The sequence below is a fragment of the Rhodopseudomonas sp. BR0M22 genome, assembly GCF_010907035.1.
Classification (GTDB): Bacteria; Pseudomonadota; Alphaproteobacteria; order Rhizobiales; family Xanthobacteraceae; genus Rhodopseudomonas.
In genome coordinates this window covers 1-18,125 of sequence record NZ_QUMK01000043.1, presented here as the reverse complement: position 1 = coordinate 18,125, position 18,125 = coordinate 1, and the positions used below count along the sequence as shown (strand labels likewise).

The 18,125-nt window shown below is 66.5% G+C and carries 17 protein-coding genes; 6 read left to right on the top strand and 11 right to left on the bottom strand.

Annotation, left to right across the window (positions count from 1 at the left end):
* Positions 1-73 precede the first annotated feature (73 nt).
* The 3 genes from DY468_RS14905 to DY468_RS24630 all read right to left on the bottom strand — a co-directional run bounded on the left by DY468_RS14905 (position 74) and on the right by DY468_RS24630 (position 3,224).
* Positions 74-1,339, bottom strand: coding sequence for an MFS transporter (locus DY468_RS14905; RefSeq protein WP_164605585.1), 1,266 nt, complete (start codon positions 1,337-1,339; stop codon positions 74-76).
* A gap of 170 nt (positions 1,340-1,509) precedes the next feature.
* Entirely contained in the window at positions 1,510-2,862 is a 1,353-nt protein-coding gene (gene glmM / locus DY468_RS14900) for a phosphoglucosamine mutase (protein WP_164605584.1), read from the bottom strand.
* A 200-nt stretch (positions 2,863-3,062) separates the two neighbouring features.
* A complete protein-coding gene (locus DY468_RS24630) occupies positions 3,063-3,224 on the bottom strand; it encodes a hypothetical protein (protein ID WP_205512367.1) in 162 nt (53 codons plus the stop codon).
* 161 nt (positions 3,225-3,385) lie between these two features.
* Between DY468_RS24630 and DY468_RS14895 the strand changes: the two genes are divergently transcribed.
* The 3 genes from DY468_RS14895 (at position 3,386) to DY468_RS14885 (ending at position 6,139) form a co-directional block, all read left to right on the top strand.
* Positions 3,386-4,525, top strand: coding sequence for an alpha-hydroxy acid oxidase (locus tag DY468_RS14895; protein ID WP_164605583.1), 1,140 nt, complete (start codon positions 3,386-3,388; stop codon positions 4,523-4,525).
* Positions 4,526-4,666: 141 nt separating this feature from the next.
* Positions 4,667-5,482: an enoyl-CoA hydratase/isomerase family protein gene (locus tag DY468_RS14890; protein ID WP_164605582.1), complete on the top strand. Its 816-nt coding sequence runs from the start codon at positions 4,667-4,669 to the stop codon at positions 5,480-5,482.
* A gap of 27 nt (positions 5,483-5,509) precedes the next feature.
* On the top strand, positions 5,510-6,139 hold the full coding sequence (locus DY468_RS14885; RefSeq protein ID WP_164605581.1) for a trimeric intracellular cation channel family protein: 630 nt from the start codon (positions 5,510-5,512) through the stop codon (positions 6,137-6,139).
* Between the two features lie 37 nt (positions 6,140-6,176).
* Here DY468_RS14885 and DY468_RS14880 read toward each other — a convergent pair whose 3' ends face one another.
* The 7 genes from DY468_RS14880 to DY468_RS14850 form a co-directional block, all read right to left on the bottom strand.
* Positions 6,177-7,016, bottom strand: coding sequence for a shikimate dehydrogenase (locus DY468_RS14880; RefSeq protein WP_164605580.1), 840 nt, complete (start codon positions 7,014-7,016; stop codon positions 6,177-6,179).
* Between the two features lie 110 nt (positions 7,017-7,126).
* Positions 7,127-8,878: a SulP family inorganic anion transporter gene (locus tag DY468_RS14875; protein WP_164605579.1), complete on the bottom strand. Its 1,752-nt coding sequence runs from the start codon at positions 8,876-8,878 to the stop codon at positions 7,127-7,129.
* 40 nt (positions 8,879-8,918) lie between these two features.
* Complete coding sequence (locus DY468_RS14870) at positions 8,919-9,188, bottom strand: helix-turn-helix domain-containing protein (RefSeq protein WP_164605578.1); 270 nt, start codon at positions 9,186-9,188, stop codon at positions 8,919-8,921.
* A 168-nt stretch (positions 9,189-9,356) separates the two neighbouring features.
* Positions 9,357-11,408 carry an elongation factor G gene (locus DY468_RS14865; protein WP_164605577.1) on the bottom strand — a complete coding sequence of 684 codons (2,052 nt, stop codon included), beginning with the start codon at positions 11,406-11,408 and terminating at the stop codon, positions 9,357-9,359.
* A 210-nt stretch (positions 11,409-11,618) separates the two neighbouring features.
* The gene (locus DY468_RS14860; protein WP_164605576.1) at positions 11,619-12,092 is read right to left on the bottom strand and encodes a DUF992 domain-containing protein; all 474 of its coding nucleotides are present in this window, start codon (positions 12,090-12,092) and stop codon (positions 11,619-11,621) included.
* Positions 12,093-12,342: 250 nt separating this feature from the next.
* On the bottom strand, positions 12,343-12,864 hold the full coding sequence (locus DY468_RS14855) for a DUF992 domain-containing protein (RefSeq protein WP_164605575.1): 522 nt from the start codon (positions 12,862-12,864) through the stop codon (positions 12,343-12,345).
* 126 nt (positions 12,865-12,990) lie between these two features.
* Entirely contained in the window at positions 12,991-14,193 is a 1,203-nt protein-coding gene (locus DY468_RS14850; RefSeq protein WP_164605609.1) for a pyridoxal phosphate-dependent aminotransferase, read from the bottom strand.
* A gap of 398 nt (positions 14,194-14,591) precedes the next feature.
* Between DY468_RS14850 and DY468_RS14845 the strand changes: the two genes are divergently transcribed.
* From DY468_RS14845 to DY468_RS14835, 3 genes are all read left to right on the top strand, one after another.
* On the top strand, positions 14,592-15,245 hold the full coding sequence (locus DY468_RS14845) for a glutathione S-transferase family protein (RefSeq protein WP_164605574.1): 654 nt from the start codon (positions 14,592-14,594) through the stop codon (positions 15,243-15,245).
* 137 nt (positions 15,246-15,382) lie between these two features.
* On the top strand, positions 15,383-15,535 hold the full coding sequence (locus DY468_RS14840; RefSeq protein WP_230764053.1) for a hypothetical protein: 153 nt from the start codon (positions 15,383-15,385) through the stop codon (positions 15,533-15,535).
* 110 nt (positions 15,536-15,645) lie between these two features.
* On the top strand, positions 15,646-16,809 hold the full coding sequence (locus DY468_RS14835; protein WP_164605573.1) for a PQQ-dependent sugar dehydrogenase: 1,164 nt from the start codon (positions 15,646-15,648) through the stop codon (positions 16,807-16,809).
* A gap of 92 nt (positions 16,810-16,901) precedes the next feature.
* Here DY468_RS14835 and DY468_RS14830 read toward each other — a convergent pair.
* Positions 16,902-18,125: FAD-dependent oxidoreductase (locus DY468_RS14830; RefSeq protein WP_164605572.1), on the bottom strand; the 1,224-nt coding region annotated here is incomplete at its 5' end.

Sequence of the window (18,125 nt, the reverse complement as noted above, 5' to 3'; positions counted from 1 at the left end):
TTCCAGCGGGAACCGAAGCCGAAATGTGAAGGTCGTCGGACCAGGGCGAGACCGACGTCTGTGCCCCGCCGTATCAATGGGCGTGGCGCGGCATCTTCGGCAGCAGCACCGCCAGCAGGCCGAGCGCCGGCAGGAACGAGCAGACCTGATAGACGAAGTCGATACCGCGGATGTCGGCGACCTCGCCGAGCGCCGCGGCGCCGAGGCCGCCGATGCCGAAGGCGAAGCCGAAGAAAATCCCCGAGATCATGCCGAAGCGGTGCGGCATCAGCTCCTGGGCGAACACGATGATCGCCGGCGTCGCCGACGCCAGGATGAAGCCGATGAACACGGTGAGCACCGCGCTGGCGGTGAGCCCCGCATAGGGCAGCGCCAGAGTGAACGGCAGGATGCCGAGGATCGAGAACCAGATCACGTAGCGGCGGCCGAACCGGTCGCCGAGCGGGCCGCCGAAGAACACCCCCGCCGCGGTTGCGGCCAGGAAGATGAACAGGAAGATCTGCGCGGTCTGGGTCGAGACGTGGAACTTCTCGATCAGATAGAACGTGTAGTAGCTCGACAGGCTGGACAGATAGAGCTGCTTGGAGAACAGCAGCGCCACCAGCACCACCAGCGCGACCATCACCCGGCGCCGGCTCGGCGCGTGCGGATGCGGCTGCACCACCATCCTCTTCTTGCCGGCGACCTGCGGCTTGTACCACACGCCGATCCGCCACAGCACGATGATGGCGAGGAACGCGATCGACGAGAACCAGGCGATCGACGGCTGGCCGAACGGCACCACGATCAGCGCAGCCAGCACCGGACCGAGCGCGGTGCCGGCGTTGCCGCCGACCTGAAACACCGATTGCGCCATGCCGTGCCGGCCGCCCGAGGCGAGCCGCGCAATCCGCGCCGACTCGGGGTGGAACACCGCCGAGCCGAGCCCGATCATCGCCGCGGCGATCAGGATCACCGCGTAGGAATGCGCGACGCTGAGCAGCAGCAGCCCCAGGAAGGTCGAGCCCATGCCGATCGCCAGCGAGAACGGCTGCGCCTTCTTGTCGGTGATGTGGCCGACGACCGGCTGCAGCAGCGAGGCGGTGAACTGGAACGCCAGCGTGATCAGACCGATCTGGCCGAAATCGAGCGCGTAGTTCGCCTTCAGGATCGGATACACCGACGGAATCAGCGACTGCATCGTATCGTTGAGGAAGTGCGAGAAGCTGATGCCGCCGAGCACGATGTAGGTGGGCCCGGCCGCGGCGGGCGCCGCCGGCTTGGTGATCTCGGGCAGCTGCATCTCGGCTGGAGTGACCGGAGCAGCGATATCCGCATCGACGGTGACAGGCTTGTTCACGGCGTTTCCTGAAGTGGGCTTGGGGCGCCGACGCAAACTGCGCGGCGCAATAACGACGAACGGCCGGCACGTTGGCCGACCGCTCATAAAGTAGTTCCATGCGCCGCTGGTGTGTAGCGCGGATTTGCGATGGCAGCGTTGCACCCCGCCAGATGCGGGGGAAGCAGGCTTCAGGCGGCAGCAGCCGCCGCGTTGCCGAGCGCGTCGACGATGCTGTCGACCACTTCCTCGACCACGTCGCGATCGTCACCTTCGGCCATCACCCGGATCACCGGCTCGGTGCCCGAGGGGCGGATCAGCAGCCGGCCGTGACCGTTCAGCCGCTTCTCGCCGTCCGCAATCGCCGAGATCACGCCGCTGTTATCGAGCGGCCTGCCGTTGCGGTAGCGCACGTTCTTCAGGATCTGCGGCAGCGGATCGAACCGGTGGCAGACTTCCGACACCGGACGGCCGAGCTTCTGCACCATCGCCAGCACCTGCAGCGCCGCGACGAACCCGTCGCCGGTGGTGTTGAAGTCGGACAGGATGATGTGGCCGGAGGACTCGCCGCCGACGTTGTAGCCCTCTTTCAGCATCTGCTCGAGCACGTAGCGGTCGCCGACCGGGGTGCGCAGCAGCGCGATGCCCTCGCTCGCCAGGAAACGCTCGAGCCCGAGATTGGACATCACGGTCGCGACCACGCCCGGCTTGGCGAGGCGGCCGTCTTCCTTCCAGCTCTGGCCGATCACTGCCAAGAGCTGATCGCCGTCGACCACATGGCCGCGCTCGTCGACCAGGATCACGCGGTCGGCGTCGCCATCGAGCGCGATGCCGATGTCGGCGCGCATCTCGCGGACCTTGGCGCACAACGCCTGCGGCGCGGTCGAGCCGCATTCCTTGTTGATGTTGAAGCCGTCCGGATCGACCCCGATCGCGATCACGTCCGCGCCGAGCTCCCACAGCGCTTCCGGCACCACCTTGTAGGCGGCACCGTTGGCGCAATCGATCACCACGCGCAGCCCTTCGAGGCTGAGTTCGCGCGGCAGGGTGCGCTTGGCGAATTCGATGTAGCGGTCATGGACGCCGTCGATGCGGCGAGCGCGGCCGAGGCTGGCGCTCTGTGCCAGCTTCTTGTCGAGCGAGTCGTCGAGCAACAGCTCGATCTGCTTTTCGACATCGTCGCTGAGCTTGTAGCCGAGCGGGCCGAACAGCTTGATGCCGTTGTCCTCGAACAGATTGTGCGACGCCGAAATCATCACGCCGAGATCGGCGCGCATCGACTTGGTCAGCATCGCCACCGCCGGCGTCGGCATCGGGCCGACCAGCAGCACGTCCATGCCCACCGAGGTGAAGCCCGCCACCATCGCGTTCTCGATCATGTAGCCCGACAGGCGCGTGTCCTTGCCGATCACGACCCGGTGGCGATGGTCGCCGCGTTGAAATGCAAGACCGGCAGCCTGGCCGACCTTCAGGGCCAGCTCCGGCGTGATCAGACCGTTGGCGCGGCCCCTAATTCCGTCCGTCCCGAAATATCTGCGGCTCATCAATAGTCCCCCGCCCTTGCCGCTCACGGCCAAAAAACCACGATTCATCCGTGGCTTGCCGTGCGGCGAAACGGCCTTATAGGCCGAAAATGGTTGCAGGGACTTCAAAAAATGTAATCAAAGATTACGCCACCGGCCGTGGCCGACGGCGCAACCCTTTGAAAAATATCACTTATACGCTCTTGCGCAGGGTCTGGTGATTAACCCTTCCGGCTCTTATCCCCATCCGGTTTCGACGGGGCCGGCTGGGTCACGCTGACCGGATCGGAGCCCGGAAATGAATCCTCCAAGCCTTCGTTGAGCTGATCTTCGAGCTTCTGCTCGTCCTTGGTCGGCTTTTCGGCGGTCTTGGCGTCGGTCATGGTGATCCTCCTCGAACCTCTCGGAACTCGATGAGCAACGCGCCGCCGCGCGCCCTGTTCCGAAGCACCGCCGGCACCCGACGCGACGATTTTGCACAGGGCGCCCGCGTGCTACAGGACGAGCGGCTCGCAACCAAAGGCAAGAGGCGGACGGCAATTCCATGAAAGAGATCACCTGCATCGAAGACCTCCGCCAGATCCACAAGCGCCGGGTGCCGAAGATGTTCTTCGACTACGTCGACCACGGCTCCTACGCCGAGGAGACGCTGCGGGCGAATGTGGAAGATCTGAAGCGGATCAAATTCCGGCAACGCATTCTGGTCGACATCTCCAAGCGCGATCTGGCGACCACCATCCTGGGCGACAAATACGCGATGCCGCTGATCCTGGCGCCGGTCGGCTCGACCGGGATGCAGCACGCCGACGGCGAGATTCATGCCTGCCGCGCCGCGCAGGCCGCCGGCATTCCCTACACGCTGTCGACGATGTCGATCTGCTCGATCGAGGACGTCGCGGCGAATGTCGACAAGCCGTTCTGGTTTCAGCTCTACGTGATGCGCGACCGCGGCTTCGCCAAAGCGCTGATCGAGCGCGCGATCGCCGCCAAGTGCAGCGCGCTGGTGCTCACCGTCGACCTGCAGGTGATCGGCCAGCGCCATCAGGACATCAAGAACGGCATGACGGTGCCGCCGCAGCTGTTCAAGTTCAAGAACGTCGTCGACATCGCCACCAAGCCGCGCTGGGTGAAGGGCATTCTCGGCACGTCGCGGCGCAATTTCGGCAACATCGCCGGCCATCTGCCCGGCTCCAAGGATCTGGAATCGGTGTCGGCCTGGGTGGCGTCGCAGTTCGACGCCTCGCTGAACTGGCGCGACATCGACTGGATCCGTTCGATCTGGCCAGGCAAGCTGATCATCAAGGGCATTCTCGACGTCGAGGACGCCCGTGAGGCGGTGAAGGTCGGCGCCGAGGCGCTGGTGGTGTCGAACCACGGCGGCCGCCAGCTCGACGGCGCGCCGTCGTCGATCGAGGTGCTGCCGGAGATCGTCCACACCGTCGGCTCGCACATCGAGGTGATGTTCGACGGCGGCATCCGCTCCGGCCAGGACGTGATGCGCGCACTCGCGCTCGGCGCCAAGAGCTGCATGATCGGCCGCGCCTACATCTACGGCCTCGGCGCTTATGGCGGACCCGGCGTCTCCAAGGCGATCGACATCATCGGCAAGGAGCTGTCGACCACGATGGGCCTGTGCGGCGTCAACGCGATCCACGAGATCGACGAGAAGGTGCTGGCGGAGTAACTCCGCCCTGCCCTCTCCACGTCATTGCGAACCGAAGGCGAAGCAATCCAGCCGACTGCACGGCGCTGGATTGCTTCGTCGCTTCGCTCCTCGCAATGACGGGGCGATAACAAACAACAAAACAAAAACCGGAGGAAATCCATGACTGATACACAGCGCGCGACCCAGACAGCTTCCAGCGAAGTGCTCTATGCGGTCGAGGACCATATCGCCACCATCACGCTGAACGCGCCGGAGCGGCTGAACACCATCTCCGGTCCGATGCTGAATACGCTGGCGGCGCTGCTCACCAAGGCCAATGAAGACCCGGACGTCCGCTGCGTCATCCTCACCGGCAACGGCCGCGCGTTCTGCGCCGGGCTCGATCTCAACAAGGAGCGAGGCGACGAAGGCCTCAGCGCGGCGTCGTCACCGACCACGCTCGACCTGCGCAACACGCCGCCGACCGTGCTGCAGGCGATGGACAAGCCGGTGATCTGCGCCGTCAACGGCGGCGCGGCCGGCTACGGCATGGATACCGCGCTCGGCTGCGACATCCGCATCATGGCGGAATCCGCCAAGCTGGCTGCCGCGTTCGTCAAACGCGGCGTGGTGCCGGAGAGCGGCGGCACCTGGTTTCTGCCGCGGATGATCGGCTGGGCCAAAGCATCCGAGCTGATTTTCACCGGCCGCACCCTGAGCGCGCGCGAGAGCCTGGAATGGGGCCTCGCCAACGAAGTGGTGCCGGACGCCGAGTTGATGGGCCGCGCCCGCGCGGTCGCCAAGGAGATCGCCGGCAACGCGCCGCTGGCGGTGCAGGCGGCCAAGCGGATGATGCGGATGGGGCTGAACGAGACCTTCCCCGATCACGTCCATCATGTTTACTTGCAGCTTCTGCCGCTGTTCAAGACGCAGGACATGAAGGAAGGCATCGCGGCCTTCATGGAGAAGCGCGAGGCGAAGTTCGTCGGCCGCTGAGGACCGGCGACCGGCCGGAGACGTATGATGTTCGAGACCATCACGACGATGCTGGACTGGCTCGGCGTGGTGGTGTTCGCCGTCACCGGCGCGCTGGTGGCGTCGCGCAAGGAAATGGACATCGTCGGCTTCGCGCTGCTCGGCACCGCGACCGGCATCGGCGGCGGCACGCTGCGGGACGTGCTGCTCGACCAGCCGGTGTTCTGGATCCGCGAACCGGCCTATCTGGTGGCCTGCGTGCTGGTGTCGGGAATCGTGTTCTTCACCGCGCACATTCCACAATCGCGCTACAAAGTGCTGTTGTGGCTCGACGCCATCGGCATGGCGCTGTTCGCGGTCAGCGGCGCCGAGCGCGCCGCCCTGACCGGCGCCAACGGCATCGTCGTGGTCACGATGGGCGTCGTCACCGCGACCTTCGGCGGCATCATCCGCGATCTGCTCGGCGGCGAGATTCCGGTCATCCTCCGGCGCGAGATCTACGTCACCGCCGCGCTGCTCGGTGCCGCGACCTATGAGGCATCGACGGCTTTGGGCGCCAGCCGCGAATTCGGCACCGTTGCCGGCTTTGCGCTGGCGCTCTTGATCCGCGCGGCGGCGCTGCAGCGCGGTTGGTCGCTGCCGCGCTACCGGCCACGGCCCGGCGCCCGGAACGAATGACGGAACATTTGCCGGCCGCGGCAGACGCCGATTCTATCTATTTGTGTCCAAGCAGATCGGCCTCGACCAGCGCCCGCAGCTCCGCGGTGACGTGGGGCCGCGCGCCGAACCACAGATCGAAGCCGCGCACCGCCTGATGCAGCAGCATGCCGAGGCCGTCCGCGGTGCGCAGGCCGCGCGCCTTGGCGGCGGCGAGCAGATCGGTCTCGAGCGGCACATAGACCAGATCGGCCACCACCGCATCGGCCGGCAGCGCCGACAGGTCGATCGGAAGCGGCGGCTGGCCGTTCATGCCGAGCGAAGTGGTGTTGACCAGAAGTCCGGCGCCCGGCAGCGCCGCCGGGATATCGCTCCAGGCGATCGGCACCACGCGGTCGCCGAACAGATCGCGCAGCGCCTGCGCCCGCTCGATCGAGCGATTGGCGAGCGCGATCCGGCCGATGCCCCGCTCGAGCAGGCCGAACACCACCGCGCGCGACGAACCGCCGGCGCCGAGCACCAGCGCATGCGCGGTGCGGTCCCAGCCCGGCGCGGAGGCGTCGAGATTGCCGATGAAGCCTTCGACGTCGGTGTTGGTCGAGCGCAACAGATCGCCGTCGTAGTACAGCGTATTGGCGGCGCCGACGGCGCGGGCGCGCGCGTCCGGCTCGGTGAGCTGCAGCGCGCGCTCCTTGTGCGGGATGGTGACGTTGGCGCCGACATAGCCGTGCGTCTTCAGGTTCAGCACGAATTCGGCGAAGCCTTCCGGCGGTACCGCTTCGATCGAATAGCCGCCTTCGATGCCGAGCTGACGCAGCCAGTAATGATGGATCAGCGGCGAGCGCGAATGCGCCGCCGGCCAGCCGATCAGACACGCCGCGCGCTTGATCGCAGCCATTCCGCCCTCCTCGCCCCAGCGAGCCTTTTCTTCGAGACGCCTCCGTGAAAATCAGGCCGTCGCGTCAGCGTCAATCGCAAAACGCGCGCGCACGACGGAAGTCGGGCGCGTCAGGCGGAAGCGGGCTGCGGCGACGATGTCTCCTCGGCAGCGGCGGTCTTGCCCTTGACCTCGTCGACCGCGCTGGCGATGTCGGCCCGGTACTGCGCCAGCGGCGGCTTGACGCCGTGGGTGAGCAGCGCGCGGCGGACTGTCGGCGAGGCCCCGGTGATGATCAGCTTGATGCGCTTGCGCTGCGCCGACAGCGCGACGCGGTAGATCGCATTCGCGGCGGTGGAATCCAGCAACGGCACCGCAGCGAAGTCGACCACGAAGACCTTGTGGCGGTCGGCGATGTTGTTGAGCACCGAGGTGACGGTGGCGGCGGCGCCGAAGAAGAACGCACCGGTGATGCGATAGACCACCACGTCGGGATCGGTGACCAGCGCAAGATCGGCGGCGGGGCCGCGGCGCTTGCCGCCCTCGTCGGCGCGGTCCTCCTGCGCCAGCCCGGAATAGGCCTCGACGCCGGTCACCTCGGACATGCGGTGGATGAACAGCACCGCGCCGAGCGCGAAGCCGACCACGATGCCCTCGGTGAGATCGCGGAACACGGTGAGCAGGAAGGTCGCCAGCACCACCACCGCATCACCGCGCGACGAGCGGACCAGCGTGGCGAATTCGTGCTTCTCGGCCATGTTCCAGGCGACGATCGCCAGCACGGCGGCGAGCGTTGCGAGCGGGATGTAGCTCGCCAGCGGCGCCGCCACCAGCATGAACAGCAGCAGGAACATCGAATGCAGCATGCCGGCGATCGGGGTGCGCGCGCCGGTGCGGATGTTGGTGGCGGTGCGCGCGATCGCCCCGGTGACGCAGATGCCGCCGAACAGCGCCGAGCCCATATTGGCGAAGCCCTGCGCCACCAGCTCGCAGTTCGAGCGATGCCGCCGGCCGGTCATGCCGTCCGCCACCACGGCGGACAGCAGCGACTCGATCGAGCCGAGCAGTGCGAACGCAATCGCGTCGGGCAGCATCTCGATCACCTTGGCGGTCGAGAACGCCGGCCAGGACGGCAGCGGGAAACTCTCCGGAATGCCGCCGAACTTCGTGCCGATGGTCGCGACCGGCAGCGAGAAGCCCCACACCAGCGCCGCGGTGACCGCGACCGCGATCAACAGCCCCGGCCAGTTCGGCCGCAGCTTCTTCAGCCCGACGATCAGCACGATCGCAGTCAGCGCGACACCGAGCGCATAGAAGTTCATGGTCGGCAGCGCCTGCGCCAGCGCTTCCAGTTTGGGAATGAACGGCCCCGGCTCCTTCGCCAGCTCGATGCCGAGCAGATCCTTGATCTGGCTGGCGAAGATGATCACTGCGATGCCGGCGGTGAAGCCGACCGTGACCGGATAGGGAATGAATTTGACGTAGGTGCCGATCTGCAGGAAGCCCGCCACCACCAGGATCATCCCGGCCATGAAGGTCGCGAGCAGCACGCCGTCGATGCCGTGGCGCTGCACGCTGAGCATCACCAGCACGATGAAGGCGCCGGCAGGACCGCCGATCTGGAAGCGGGAGCCGCCGAGCGCGGAGACCAGGAAGCCACCGACCACCGCAGCGTACAGGCCGCGGTCCGGCGTGACGCCGGAGGCGATCGCGATCGCGGTCGACAGCGGCAGCGCGACGATCGCCACCGTGAGGCCGGCGATCAGATCGGCGCGGAAATCGGCGAGGCCGTAGCCTTCGCGCAGCGCGGTGATCAGCTTGGGTGTGAACAGTTCGCGGAAGCTCGGCTTGGTCGCAGCCATCAGTCGCCGGGAGGTATCCATACCGTTTCTCCTGGTCCGCCCCGCTGCTGCACCGAAACCGTCAGGCCTCGTTGCGGGGCGGCGTCGGCTCTTTGAACCGGACGCCGCGGCCGCCGCCGTCGCTGCGGGAATTGTCTCCGATCAGAACCACGCCGCCGCGCTCGAGGGCCTCGATCACCTTGGTGAGGGATTCCACCACACCGCGGACGTTGCCTTCGCTCGCCTCCATCCGCTGGATGGTCGGCAGCGAAACGCCGGACAGTTCGGCCAGCGTGCGCTGGTCGATGCCGAGCAGCGCACGGGCGGCGCGCAATTGGGCTGCGGTCATCATGGGTGAGGCATGACTTCTGATGTCTGAAGGCTTCAATATGATGCTTAGAACTGCATCAAGCAAATAAAAAACGGCCAGAGTGATGTCTGAGACATCAGTCTGGCCGCTTTGAAGCGTTCATATCTTAGTGAGCACGGCGCGGAGAACTCCGCCCCGCCTCCTCCGCGATCAGGCGGCGGCCTGACGGTGGGCCGCCACGATCTGGTCGGCGGTCCGTCCGGAGACCTCGGCCATGTGGTCGAAGCTGCGGGTGAAGCTGCCGGCGCCGGCGGTGGCCGAGCGCAGCTCGACGATCAGGTCGCCGATCTCGGCCTCCGGCATGGTGGCGCGCACCGTGTCCCACCCCGGCCAGCCGTCGCGGGTGTCGAAGCCGAGGATCTGACCGCGCCGCCCGGACAGGATGGCGTTGACCTTGGCGGTGGCCTCGGTCGGGCAGACGATCTCGACGGTGTGGATCGGCTCCAGCAGCACCGGCTGGCACTGTGGCAGCGCCTCGGCGATGCCGATCCGCGCCGCGGTGCGGAACGCCATGTCGGACGAATCCACGCTGTGATACGAGCCGTCGGTCAGGGTGACGTGGACGTCGACCACCGGGAAGCCGAGCGGACCGGAGCGCAGCGCGTCGACCACCCCCTCCTCGACCGCGCCCATGTAGTTGCGCGGCACCGCACCGCCGACCACAGTCTCGGCGAAGGCGAAGCCCTCGCCGCGCGGCAGCGGCTTGATGTCGAGCACCACGTCGCCGAACTGGCCGTGACCGCCCGACTGCTTCTTGTGTCGGCCGCGCTGCGTCACCGGCTTGCGGATGGTTTCGCGATAGCCGACTCCGGGCGCGTGCGACTTCACCGTGACGCCGTAGCGGTCGCGCAGCCGTTCCAGCGCGACGCGCAGATGCATCTCGCCCTGGCCCCACAGCACCATCTCGTGGCTCTGCGGATCGTGCACGATGGTGAGCGAGGGATCTTCCTCGTTCAGCCGCTGCAGCGCCTGGCCGAGCTTGACGTCGTCCTTGCGATCGGCGGCGGCGAGCGCCATCGCCAGCACCGGCGGCGCGGCGGGGACTTCGACCAATGCGGCCGGCGCGGCCTTGCCGTTGCCGAAGGTGTCGCCGGTCTTGATCGCGTCGAGCTTGCCGAGCGCGACCACATCGCCGGCCGAAGCCGACGAACGCTTGCTGTCGTGGCCGCCACCGACGGTCTGAATGCCGGAGACGCGCGCGGCTTCACCGGCGGAGGACTGCACATTGTCGCCGTCGGCGAGCGTGCCGGCGAACAGCCGGGCCAGCGACAGCTTGCCGCCGTGCTGCAGATGCTGAGTCTTGAAGACGTAACCGACCGCATCCTTGCCGGCGGTGACGCCGAGGCGCGCTGCCGTCTCGGTGACGTCCGGCGCCTCGTGGCGCAGCGCCTTCAACAGGCGAAGCACGCCGTTCTCGCGCAGCGCCGAACCGAGCAGCACCGGACAGATCACGCCTTCGCGCAGCTCGCGGGCGAGATCGTCGAACACCGAGTCGCGCGGCGGCTGGATGTCGTCGAGCAGTTGCTCCATCAGCGCGTCGTCGTGATCGGCGAGTTTCTCGAGCATCGAGAACCGCGCTTCCCTCTCGCGGTCGAGATCGCCGCCTGCGAGATCGATCACTTCGGAGGGTTTGTGCTCCCGATAGACGAAGGCGCGCTCCAGCGCGAGATCGACGTAACCGGCGATCAGCTCGCCGTTCCAGATCGGAATCTGGCGCAGCACCAGCGGAATGCGGGATGCCGGCTGCAGACTGTCGAGGACTTCGCGAATGCGTTTGCTGGCGCGATCGATCTTGTTCAGGAACAGGAATCGGGGAATGCCGAGATCTTCGAGCTCGCGCAGGATCAGCTGCAACTGCGGCAGCTTGCGCTCGTCGGCTTCGCACACCACCACGGCGGCATCGACGGCGGGAAGCGCGGCGCGCATGTCGTGCGCGAATTCGACGGAGCCGGGACAATCGAGGAAGGTGTAGGTCTCACCCATGAACTGGGTGGTGACGGCGGTGAGGCTGAGCCCCATCTTGTGCTGGCGCGCCTCGGGGCTGGAATCGCCGTGCGAGGTGCCGGCATCGACCGAGCCGGCTCGCGGGATGGCGCCGGTCCGCGCCATGATTGCTTCGAGTAGTGTGGTTTTTCCGCTTTGGAATGGGCCCACCAGTGCGATGCACCGGGGACCACGGGGACTTCTGACGTCTTGTCCCATCGCCGCCTCCTGACTTTGGAGCTCGGCCCGTGATTGGGTCGGCAAGACGTGATGCTTTCGCAACACACGACACTTGGCAAGCGCGAAAAATTACGACGATACGATGTCGACCTTGAGCGGGATCAAGGACACCCAAAAAAGTAAGCGCCGCGACGCGTTCGCATCGCAGCGCAATGTTGCAAAATTGGAATTGAAACAGCGCGCTGTTAGTTAGCGACCGGGGCGCAGCTCCAGCTCCTGCAGGCCGACCGCGACGTTGACGCCGGTCTGGCCCTGCAGGCTGACCGGCTGCAGTGCGATCGAATTCGCCGAGCCGCCGACCAGCACGTTGGCGCCGAGGCCGACGCCGACCGAGGCCGAGCCCTGCGCACCGGCGTAGTTACCAGCAAGGTCGCCGGGGCCGAAGCGATCGACCGGCGCGAACACGACCCAGCTCAGCGCGGTTTCCGGGGTGATACCAAGATCGAGCCCGACCTTGCGGATGGTGGCGACATAGGGCGTGTCGGGGCGGCCATCGCTGCGCAGCACGCAGCCGAGATTGGTCACCGAGCCGACAATGAAGCCCATGCTGGCGCCGCCGCGGCACTCGAGCACGCCGACGCGCACCCGGCTTTGCTGCGCATCGGCGGCGGTGGCGGTCAACGCGGCGGCAGCAAGTGCGACGAAAAGCGAGAGGCGGCGCATGGCAAAAGATCTCCGGCGTAGGAAGGGGATGCGGAAGACGACCCGATTCGTTCGAACCTGCTCGAACAACGGCCGCCATCTAGTCACAGCAATCGCAAATCTTCAATGACAGCCGGGTCCGGCAAGCGCGGCGTTGTGTCCGAACATGCCGCGCTCGATCGCAGAACGCATCCAAAACGCAAGAAGGGCCCGCGGATGCGGGCCCTTCTGCAAACGATATCGAATGCGCCGTAAGCGCCGTCAACGTCGATTAGTGATGACGATGATGACGGCGATGCTTGCGGTAGTGCTTCTTGGCGATCGGCGCCGGCAGGAGCTGCACGTCGACGATACCGGCAGTCGCATTCAGGCCGGTCTGGCCCTGCAGGCTGAGCGGCTGCAGCGCAAAGGCGTTGTTCGAGCCGCCGATCAGCAGGTTGCCGCCGACGCCGAAGCCGAACGACGCATTGGCGCCGACGCCGCCGTAGCTGCCGCCGAGGTCACCGCGGCCGACGCGCTGCGTCGGAGCGTACACCGCCCAGGCGAGGCCGGTGGTCTGGGTGAAGCCGAGGTCGACGCCGATGCGCTGCACATGCGCGATGTACGGCTCGGGACGACGGCCGTCGGTCCGGAACAGACACTCGAGCTGGGTGGTCGACCCGACCACGTAGCCGACGTTCGGACCGCCGGCGCATTCGATCACGCCGACCTGCACGCGCTGTTGCGCGCTCGCGCTCGCGACCGAGGCGATCAACGCGACCGCAGCGATGCCGAACTGTCTCAGGGTAACCATAGAAGCACACTCCACATGTGGATTGAGATTGCGAAGGCGACAAAGAGGAAGCGTCTTGGCCAAAACAAGGCGCTTTGTCAGTTTTGGAACGAATCCTGTGGACCTTACGGATTGTTAATGAAAAATTTACCGTAAGTTTCCGCAAAACCGCTGAATGCGCTTGCAGGCATCCTCGAGATCCGAGGTTTTGGTGGCGTAGGAGATGCGGAACGCCGGGCCAAGGCCGAACGCCGAGCCCTGCACCACCGCGACGCCTTCGGCCTCCAGCAGTTCGGTCACGAAGTCCTGGTCGGTCTCGATCTTTTTGCCCGACGGCGCGGTCTTGCCGATGGTGCCGGCGCAGGACGGATAGACGTAGAACGCGCCCTCGGGACGCGGGCAGTCGATCCCGGCCGCCTGGTTCAGCATCGACACCACCAGATCGCGGCGCTCCTTGAACACCTTGTTGTGGGCGTCGATGAAGTCCTGCGGACCCTTGAGCGCCTCGACGGCAGCCCACTGCGCGATCGAGCACGGATTCGAGGTCGATTGCGACTGGATCGTCGACATCGCCTTGATCAGCTCGGCCGGGCCGCCGGCATAGCCGATCCGCCAGCCGGTCATGCAATACGACTTCGACACGCCGTTCACCGTCAGGGTGCGGTCGAACAGCTTCGGCTCGATCTGCGCCGGGGTAGTGAACTCGAAGTCGTCGTAGACGAGGTGCTCGTACATGTCGTCGGTCATCACCCAGACGTGCGGATGCTTGACCAGAACGTCGGTGAGCGCCTTCAGCTCGGCGCGCGAGTAGGCCGCGCCGGTCGGGTTCGACGGCGAGTTCAGGATGATCCACTTGGTCTTCGGCGTGATCGCCGCTTCCAAGGCCGCCGGCTGCAGCTTGAAGCCGAATTCGGCGGTGCAGACCACCGGCACGCTCTCGCCGCCGGCGAGCGCCACCATCTCCGGATAGCTGACCCAATACGGCGCCGGGATGATCACCTCGTCACCCGGATTGATGGTCGCCATCAGCGCATTGTACAGCACCTGCTTGCCGCCGGTGCCGACGATGATCTGGTTCGGCTTGTAGGTCAGGCCGTTCTCGCGCTGAAACTTGTCGATGATCGCCTGCTTCAGCTCCGGAATGCCGTCGACCGCGGTGTACTTGGTCTTGCCGGCCTCGACCGCGTGAATCGCCGCCAGCTTGATGTTGGCGGGAGTATCGAAGTCCGGCTCGCCGGAGCCCAGTCCGATGACGTTGCGCCCGGCCGCTTTCAGCTCACGCGCTTTGTCCGTGACCGCGATGGTCGCGGACGGCTTCACACGATCGAGCGCGGTGGCGAGGAACGGCATCGTCATCTCCTTGCAGCCGTCATGAGTCGGCATTTGGCGCGACTCTTCCATTTCTGACGGGAATGCTTCCACACTAAGCGTCGACCCGTTGCATCGCAAGAAGCTTGCGGGAATGGTGGCATTGCCGGAACGCCGTACAACCACCGGGATACGGCCGCCACGCGGCGCTGTTGCCAGTCATGCGCGGCAGACCGCCCTCACCGCCGATTTCGCATAGCGAAAAGACCAAACCGGTCGCCGCGGCGGGTTTTTCGGGCCGCAGCGGTCCGCTTCGCACTGCGGCATGGGATTTCGATGCTTTCCAGCGCTTGGGGCTTGCGACGCCTGCCGGGGGGCATCATTGTTTAGCCGCGTTGGGCGCGGCAGATGCCGGCGGGGAGAGCGAAGCGACCTTCAGGATGTACAAACTCTATTCGATGCAGCGATCGGGAAACAGCTACAAGGTTCGCCTTGCGCTGGCGTTTCTCGATGCCCCGTACCGCGCGATCGAGGTCGACATCCTGCGCGGCGAAAGCCGCACGCCCGACTTCCTCGCCAAGAATCCGAGCGGCCAGGTGCCGCTGCTGGAAACCGCGCCGGGCCGCTACCTCGCCGAATCCAACGCGATCCTGTGGTATCTGGCCGTCGGCACCTCGCTGGCGCCGGACACGCGGATGGACCGCGCCGAAGCGCTGCAATGGATGTTCTTCGAGCAGCACGCGCTGGAGCCGAACATCGGCTCGGCGTATTTCTGGCTGTGCCTGGTCAAGGGCGGGCGCGACCTGCAGACCCACGCGCTGGAAGATTGGCTGGAGCGCGGCTACGCGGCGCTGCAGGTGATGGAAAATCATCTGAAGACCAACGATTACTTCGCGGCCGGCCAGCTCACGATCGCCGACATCGCGCTGTACGGCTACACCCATGTCGCCGACCAGTGCGACTTCGACCTGTCGATGTTTCCGGCGGTCAACGCCTGGCTGCGCCGGGTGGAGCAGACGCCGGGCTTCGTCACCATGGATTGGACCCCGGAGACGGCGGTGGCCGACCCCGCATACTTCGCCGCCGAGGCTTGACGCCACCCGGCCCGCTCCAATTCCGCCATGATTTAGTCGCGTTTGGCGCGCCTCGGCGCCGCACAAGCGCCCGTGAATGCAGGACAATCCAAATGCCTGCGTGATTCGCGGGCGTTTTGGTTCGAGGATTTCGAGTCATGCATTCGTCGCCCGGCTTCATCCGGCCCGTCGCGCACGTCACGTCCGCCCGCTTGCTGCGCGCCGTGGCCGCATCGTTGTTGATCGCCGTCGCCTCGCTCGGCGCCATCCTGGCGCTGACGCTGCTGTCGCCGCAGCTCATTGCGGCATGACGACAGCTTTCGCTCGGCAATCATCCCGGTCACGATCTTTTCCCGACACAGCGCGTTGAGACGCGCGCCGACCCGCAGCCGCGACGGCCATCCTGCGACGAGGCATTGCGATGAAGGCACCGATCGTCTGGGTTTCCGGCACGCTGACCGCCGCCACGGCGCTGCTCGGCTCGCTGCTGATCATCACCGCCAGCCGGGGCGCCGGGACGACGTTCGACTCGTCGGCGGGGCCGCTGTCGGTGCAAACGGTGGCGGAGAATCTGGTTCATCCGTGGGGGCTGGCGTTTCTGCCCGATGGCCGGATGCTGGTGACCGAGCGTCCCGGCCGGCTGCGGCTGGTGACTCAGCAAGGCCAGGTCTCGAAGCCGCTGCCGGGCGTTCCGGAAGTGTGGGCCTCTGGCCAGGGCGGATTGCTCGATGTCGCCACCGACAAGGACATCGCGACCAATCATACGATCTATCTGTGCTACGCCGAGCGCGACGGCCGCGGCGGCCGGACCGCGGTGGCACGCGCGCGGCTGAGCGACGGTGATGCGCCGCGGCTCGACGACGTCAAGGTGATCTTCCGTCAGCAGGGGCCGCTGTCGTCCGGCAATCACTACGGCTGCCGGATCGCGCAAGGTGCCGGCGGCGATCTGTTCGTCACCCTCGGCGAGCACTACGCGCATCGCGACCAGGCGCAGAGCTTGGCCAATCACCTCGGCAAGATCGTGCGGATCGCGCCCGACGGCAGCGTGCCGAAGGACAATCCGTTCGCCGATCGCGACGGCGACAAGCCCGAGATCTGGAGCCTCGGTCACCGCAATCCGCAGGGCCTCGCGTTCAATCCCGCCGACGGCAGCCTGTGGGAAGTCGAGCACGGCCCGCGCGGCGGCGACGAGGTCAACCTGATCCACAAGGGCGAGAACTACGGCTGGCCGGTGATCGGCTACGGCATCGACTACAGCGGCGCCAAGATCCACGAGGCGACGGCCAAGCCCGGCATGCAGCAGCCGATCAAGTACTGGGTGCCGTCGATCTCGCCGAGCGGCATGGCATTCTACACCGGCAAGCTGTTTCCGACCTGGAAGGGAAGCCTGTTCGTCGGCGCGCTGTCGGGGCAGATGCTGGTGCGGCTGTCGCTGCAGGGCAACAAGATCACCGGCGAAGAGCGGCTGTTGCAGGCGTTGAGCGAACGGATTCGCGACGTCCGCCAGGGCCCCGACGGTGCGCTGTGGCTGCTGACCGACAGCGACGCGGGCCGGATCCTGCGGGTAACACCAGCAAGCGAGTGACGAGCCCGCGGATCGCGGGACGGATCAGCCGCCGCTCACAGCAGTGATCGTCTCGGCCGACCATGCCAGCAGCGACCGTGCCGGTTCCAGCTTCATGACACCGCTTCCAACGCAGCGAGCATGTCGGCGACCGCCACGAACTTCTCCCGCGGCCGCCCCTTCGCGGCTCCGTTGCGCTTCTCCGCCGCGTCGATCGCCATCCATTCCTGATAGCTTACGAGCCTCGGCACACGGGCACGAAGCTGCGCCAGCAGGGTGTCGGGCGCGCCGCGCGGCATCGTGCCTGCGGCGAGATCGGCGATCACGGCATCGGCCGTCGCCATGCCGCAGGACCGGTTGGTGCCGATCGTGCCGCTCGGCCCCCGCTTGCTCCAGCCGCAGACATAGAGACCGCGGACGACGCCGTTCTGATCCGCCACGCGGCCGTCGATATTGGCGTGCACGCCGCGCGCCGCATCGTAAGGAACGCCGGCAATCGGCGCCGTGCGACGGCCGATACTGCTGAAGATCGTTCCGCACGCGATGCGCTCGGCCGCCACACCGTCTCGCGCCAAGGTGATCCCCTCGACCCTGTGTCGGCCATCGACAGCAACCGGCGACAGTCCAAAGCGGAAGACGCAGCGCCGCGACTTGGACGGCGCCGTCTTGGCGAAGGCGCGAAGCAGCGCGAGCCTCTCGTCACGCTCGGGATCATCGGCCGCCTCGGGCATGTCGGCGAGGTCGCGCGGATCGACCCAGGCGTCGCACTGAGCCAAAGCTAGAAAATCGCGTAGCTCCTTGGCGCCGAACTTCGCCTGCAGCGGACCGCCGCGACCGACCACATGGACTTCGCGAACCCGGCTTTGCGCCAGGACCTCGAGCGCGTGACCGGCGATGTCGGTCTGCCGTAATTCGTCGGCGGTCTTCGACAGAATGCGCGCGACGTCCAGCGCGACGTTGCCGTGGCCGATGATGGTCGCCGTCTCGCCGGTCAGATCGAACTGACGATCGCGATAATCGGGGTGACCGTTGTACCAGGCGACGAATTCACCCGCATGATGGCATCCGCGCAACCTCTCGCCGGGGATATCGAGCGGCCGGCTGAGGTCGGCGCCGGTGGCGAGCACGACCGCGTCATAGGCGGCACGCAGTTCGTCGATCGTGACGTCGTTGCCGACGGTGACGCCGCCGACGAAGCGGAAGCCGGGCATTGCGGCGATCTTGTCGAAGGTGACGCTCACCAGCTTGAGCTTGGGATGATCGGGCGCCACCCCGAACCGCACCAGCCCATGCGGCACCGGCAGCTGCTCGAACATGTCCACCGCGACCGGCACGCC